The organism is Thalassolituus marinus (assembly GCF_020320395.1).
GTDB classification, from domain to species: Bacteria; Pseudomonadota; Gammaproteobacteria; order Pseudomonadales; family Oceanobacteraceae; genus Venatoribacter; species Venatoribacter marinus.
On the sequence record NZ_JAEDAH010000061.1, the window covers coordinates 1 to 4,017 of the forward strand.

A 4,017-nucleotide genomic window follows, 5' to 3' on the forward strand; every position below is an offset into this window, starting at 1 on the left:
TCGGACGTCGGATGTCGGATGTCGGATGTCGGATGTCGGATGTCGGATGTCGGAAGCCTGAAGCCTGAAGCCTGAAGCCTGAAGTCCAGCGTCCAGCGTCCAGCGTCCAGCACATCATCCGTGCGGATTCAGCGCCGGATCGAGATTACGGCCAATGAATTTACACACAAAGATAGATGCGCCAAAGGTTTCCCAGCTGCGCTTCATTTCCTGCTGCAGTGTGTTCATCAACAGATCGTATTCACCAAACACCTGAGTGCTCATGGTGTTGGTGACCACGGTCAGGCCATTAACGCTGTTAAGGCGATCGATAAAGTCTTTGATGTAAGGGATGTAGTCATCCGCCAGCGGGTATTTGCTGATTTCGACGGAAATTTCCATTGAGGTCTCCAGTTAATAAGCCGGACGTCTGACGTCCGGCTGCATTTATCAGAATGAATACTTGGCTTCCAGCATCACAAGGCGCGGCTCGCCCAGCTGCGCGTAACGACCAACATTATCCGGAGACGGGTCGTTAGCATCGTTGTTAAATCCACCGAAACCACGAATATCGGTTTCACGGTTGGTCAGGTTGCGGCCGGCCAGTGCAAGATCCAACGGCCCCTGCTGATAGCTCAGACGGGCATGCCAGAGTACAGCAGAGCGGGCTTTTTCATCGTGACTGTCGGAGAAATAAAATTCGTCTTTAGCTTCACTCTCCACACGCACAGAAAACTGCTGGCTGAACGCATAGGTAAGTGCCGTTGCCAGACTGTATTCCGGAGCATGTGCCTGTGCACGACCAGACTTATCCACTCTAGCGCTGCCCACAATATTCCAGCTTGCGTCATACACATTTTGCTCATAACTGTAATCACTGAACTCGGCATGCAGATAACCCAGGCTCAGATCCCACAGCAATGCATCAGACAGCTGCCACTGGCTTTCCAGCTCCAGTCCGTAATTTTTTCCTTCAGCAGCATTCGCCAGATAGTCCATAAATGAGACACTGGGCTGATCAAAATACGAGCTTTTAACCTGCTGGTCTTTACGCTGAATATAAAATACCGCGAGGCGGGTTTTCAGCGCATCATTATCCAGTGACGATTTAAGTCCCAGCTCGGCAGTATTATTAAACTCGGTATCAAAAGTACGGTTCTCTGGCGACACATCCGGGTCGGTATTAATACCACCGGGTTTATATCCCCGTGCCAAAGAAACATAACCCAGATGATTCTGAGCAAGCAGGGTTTCAAGCGTTACCTTGCCACCAAACAGGGTTTCATCCGTTGTATCCTGAACCGCGTCATTCGCAGAGAAATCATTTTTCCACTGCTCCGCACGCACACCATAGGTCAGCGTCCAGTCAGAGTTAAACGCCGTACTCAGTTCGCTATAAACAGAAACAGAATTTACGCTCAGGTCGCTGCGATACTGTGCATCGCCGGTACGGTTACGTACCAGTTCTTCGTCACGGCTCATGTAATAAATACCGGCGACCCAATCGGTCGTGTCGCTGAATAAACGACCTTGCGGGGCAGATAAAAAGCGGAAATCAGCACTGCTGCGGTCGAAGGTGCGCAGATACTGGTCAAATGCGGTTCCCCATTTGGGCGGATAAGCATCGGAAACCCAGTCTTCGTCGTAACTGTATTCGGCTTTATTCCAGCTGCCGGTGATTTCACTTTCAAAGCGGACCGCGGAATTCAGGTCACGGTTATAAGCCAGAGCCAGTGCACTGGTATCCTGACTGTCACGACCAGGTTCATCAGACAAGGTAGTACGGCTGTTATCCAGCGTAAATGCGTCGTAACCGTTATCAATATCCGCGTATAAATAGGTCAGATTTAATTCACTGCGCTCAGACAGTTGCCAGTGCAGTTTACCGCGGGCAATTTTTTCATCCTGGTTGTTGGTGTCATCACGGTTTAAAAATTCATTGTCGATATAACCATCGGATTCAAAACCATGCACGGCAATACGCCCCTGCAGGTTATCACTCAGCGAACCGGATAACGCCGCACCCAAGCCATAACTGCTGTAGTTGCCGGCTTTAGCACTGATATAGCCTTCGCGGTTCTTTGTCGGTGCGTTACTGCTGACGTTGATCATGCCCGCCAGTGCGTTGGCACCGAAACGCGTGCCCTGCGGACCGCGCAGCACTTCAACCTGTTGTACATCAAACAGGGTAGCCGCAGCGCCCAGGCCGGTCATATCGATACCGTCGATCACTAAACCGACTGATGGATTCACCGGATCAACAAACTGGCTGCGCTCACCAATACCGCGAATCTGGAAGTAACGGCCACGGGAAGCCCCGGATGCGTAGTTAACGTTAGGGGCGAAGCTCAGCACCTGATCCAGGTGTTCAGCGGAACGCGCTTCAATCTGCGCCGCATCCACCACGGTCACGGCTTCCGGAATCTGCTGTACATCGGTCTTGCGGAAGTCGGCCTGTACCGTCTGGGTATCCAGTACAACATCAGCGGCCAGCACTGGCAGTGGTGCCATGGCAATCAGCAACGAAAGAGGTGTTTTTTTCATGTCGGGGTCATTCCTCAAAGTACAAGAAAGACCCGGCTATCGCGTAGGGGTGGCACTGCCACCGCTCGATTGTGATGCGCTTGTCCGCATACGGACTGATGCCGCCGGAACAACCGCCCCCATTCCTACGCCGGTACTAACCGGATCAGGTTCTAGGGGTTCGCCATTTACCTGCAGTGCAGATAAATACCCGGCATCTCAGGCACGCTCAGTGACGCACCACCCCCTGGGACGGCGCACATGATACGCGCTTCCGGCTCGAATGGAATATCGACGAATGGGGAGGCCCCGACGGCATTACCCTTCCTGACAATATTGGCGCTTGAAAATGGCAAAAAAAGCATCATTCTGATGGTCATAAAGACGTGCAGTCGGGCACGTCCGATTTTGTTAATCACAGGAGCGACACATGTTGCGCATCATTCTGTTTCTGGCCACTAACTTAGCCGTTGTGCTGGTAGCCAGTATCACTCTTTCTCTGCTGGGCGTGGGCAGTTACCACACTCAGGGCGGGGGCCTGGCCATGGGCAACCTGCTGGCGTTCTGTCTGGTGTTCGGTATGGTCGGCTCGTTCGTTTCCCTGTTCCTGTCGAAGTGGATGGCGAAACGCTCAATGAACGTGCAGATCATCGATCAGCCACATAATGCCGGCGAGCAATGGCTGGTAAGCACAGTTCAGGAACTGGCCAATAAAGCCGGTATCGGTATGCCGGAAGTGGGCATTTTCCCGTCCGCATCGCCTAATGCCTTTGCCACCGGCTGGAACAGGAACAACGCACTGGTGGCGGTGTCTACCGGCCTGCTGCAGCGCATGGATAAAGAGCAGGTAAAAGCCGTGCTCGGCCACGAAATTGGCCACGTTGCCAACGGCGACATGATTACCCTGACTCTGATTCAGGGCGTGGTGAACGCCTTTGTTATGTTCTTTGCACGTATCATCGGTAACTTCGTCGACAAAGCCGTATTCAAGAACGAAGACGGCCCGGGCATCGCCTTCTACGTAACCACCATGATTGCAGAGGTAGTGCTGGGTATTCTGGCATCGACCATCGTCGCTTGGTTCAGCCGTCGCCGTGAGTTCCGTGCCGACCAGGCCGGTGCCGAGCTGGTATCGCCTGCGGCCATGGTCAGTGCACTGGCTGCGCTGCAGCAAACCTACGAGCAGCCAAGTGAACTGAACGGTGAACTGGTGGCATTTGGTATTGGTGGTGAAGGCAAGTTCTCTGCTCTGTTCTCCACTCACCCGCCGCTGGAAGTACGTATCAACGCCCTGCGTGAGCGTTACGGTCGCGGCTGATACAGCCCACCGACAAATACAAAAAAGCCCGATTGATACCTACTACTGTCCCACAGTTTTAAAGGTATCTGTTTTCTATAAACGACTTTTAAATCCGCAATGCCTACTGCCTACCAGGGGAACTTATCCCCTGGCCGGCAGGGCCGACCCCAGCTTTTCGCTTCTGGAGCGTTACCCTCATTCTCTCGATTTTTCAG

General features: G+C 52.9%; 3 protein-coding genes and 1 riboswitch. Of the genes, 1 reads left to right on the forward strand and 2 read right to left on the reverse strand.

Annotated elements, in window-relative coordinates; all coding sequences use genetic code 11:
• Window positions 1–114: 114 nt before the first annotated feature.
• Together I9W95_RS11990 and I9W95_RS11995 are read right to left on the reverse strand one after the other, a co-directional pair.
• On the reverse strand, window positions 115–381 hold the full coding sequence (locus I9W95_RS11990; protein WP_225675186.1) for a hypothetical protein: 267 nt from the start codon (window positions 379–381) through the stop codon (window positions 115–117).
• Window positions 382–429: 48 nt separating this feature from the next.
• Window positions 430–2,523, reverse strand: a complete 2,094-nt coding sequence (locus I9W95_RS11995; RefSeq protein WP_225675188.1) for a TonB-dependent receptor — start codon at window positions 2,521–2,523, stop codon at window positions 430–432.
• 105 nt (window positions 2,524–2,628) lie between these two features.
• Window positions 2,629–2,760: riboswitch (TPP riboswitch) on the reverse strand.
• A 172-nt stretch (window positions 2,761–2,932) separates the two neighbouring features.
• Between I9W95_RS11995 and htpX the strand changes: the two genes are divergently transcribed.
• Window positions 2,933–3,820: a protease HtpX gene (htpX, locus tag I9W95_RS12000; protein WP_225675190.1), complete on the forward strand. Its 888-nt coding sequence runs from the start codon at window positions 2,933–2,935 to the stop codon at window positions 3,818–3,820.
• The last annotated feature ends 197 nt before the right edge of the window (window positions 3,821–4,017 follow it).

Coding starts and splice junctions, on each gene's coding strand:
- I9W95_RS11990 (WP_225675186.1), bottom strand. CDS start 381: ATGGAAATTTCCGTCGAAATCAGCAAATACCCGCTGGCGGATGACTAC.
- I9W95_RS11995 (WP_225675188.1), bottom strand. CDS start 2,523: ATGAAAAAAACACCTCTTTCGTTGCTGATTGCCATGGCACCACTGCCA.
- htpX (WP_225675190.1), top strand. CDS start 2,933: ATGTTGCGCATCATTCTGTTTCTGGCCACTAACTTAGCCGTTGTGCTG.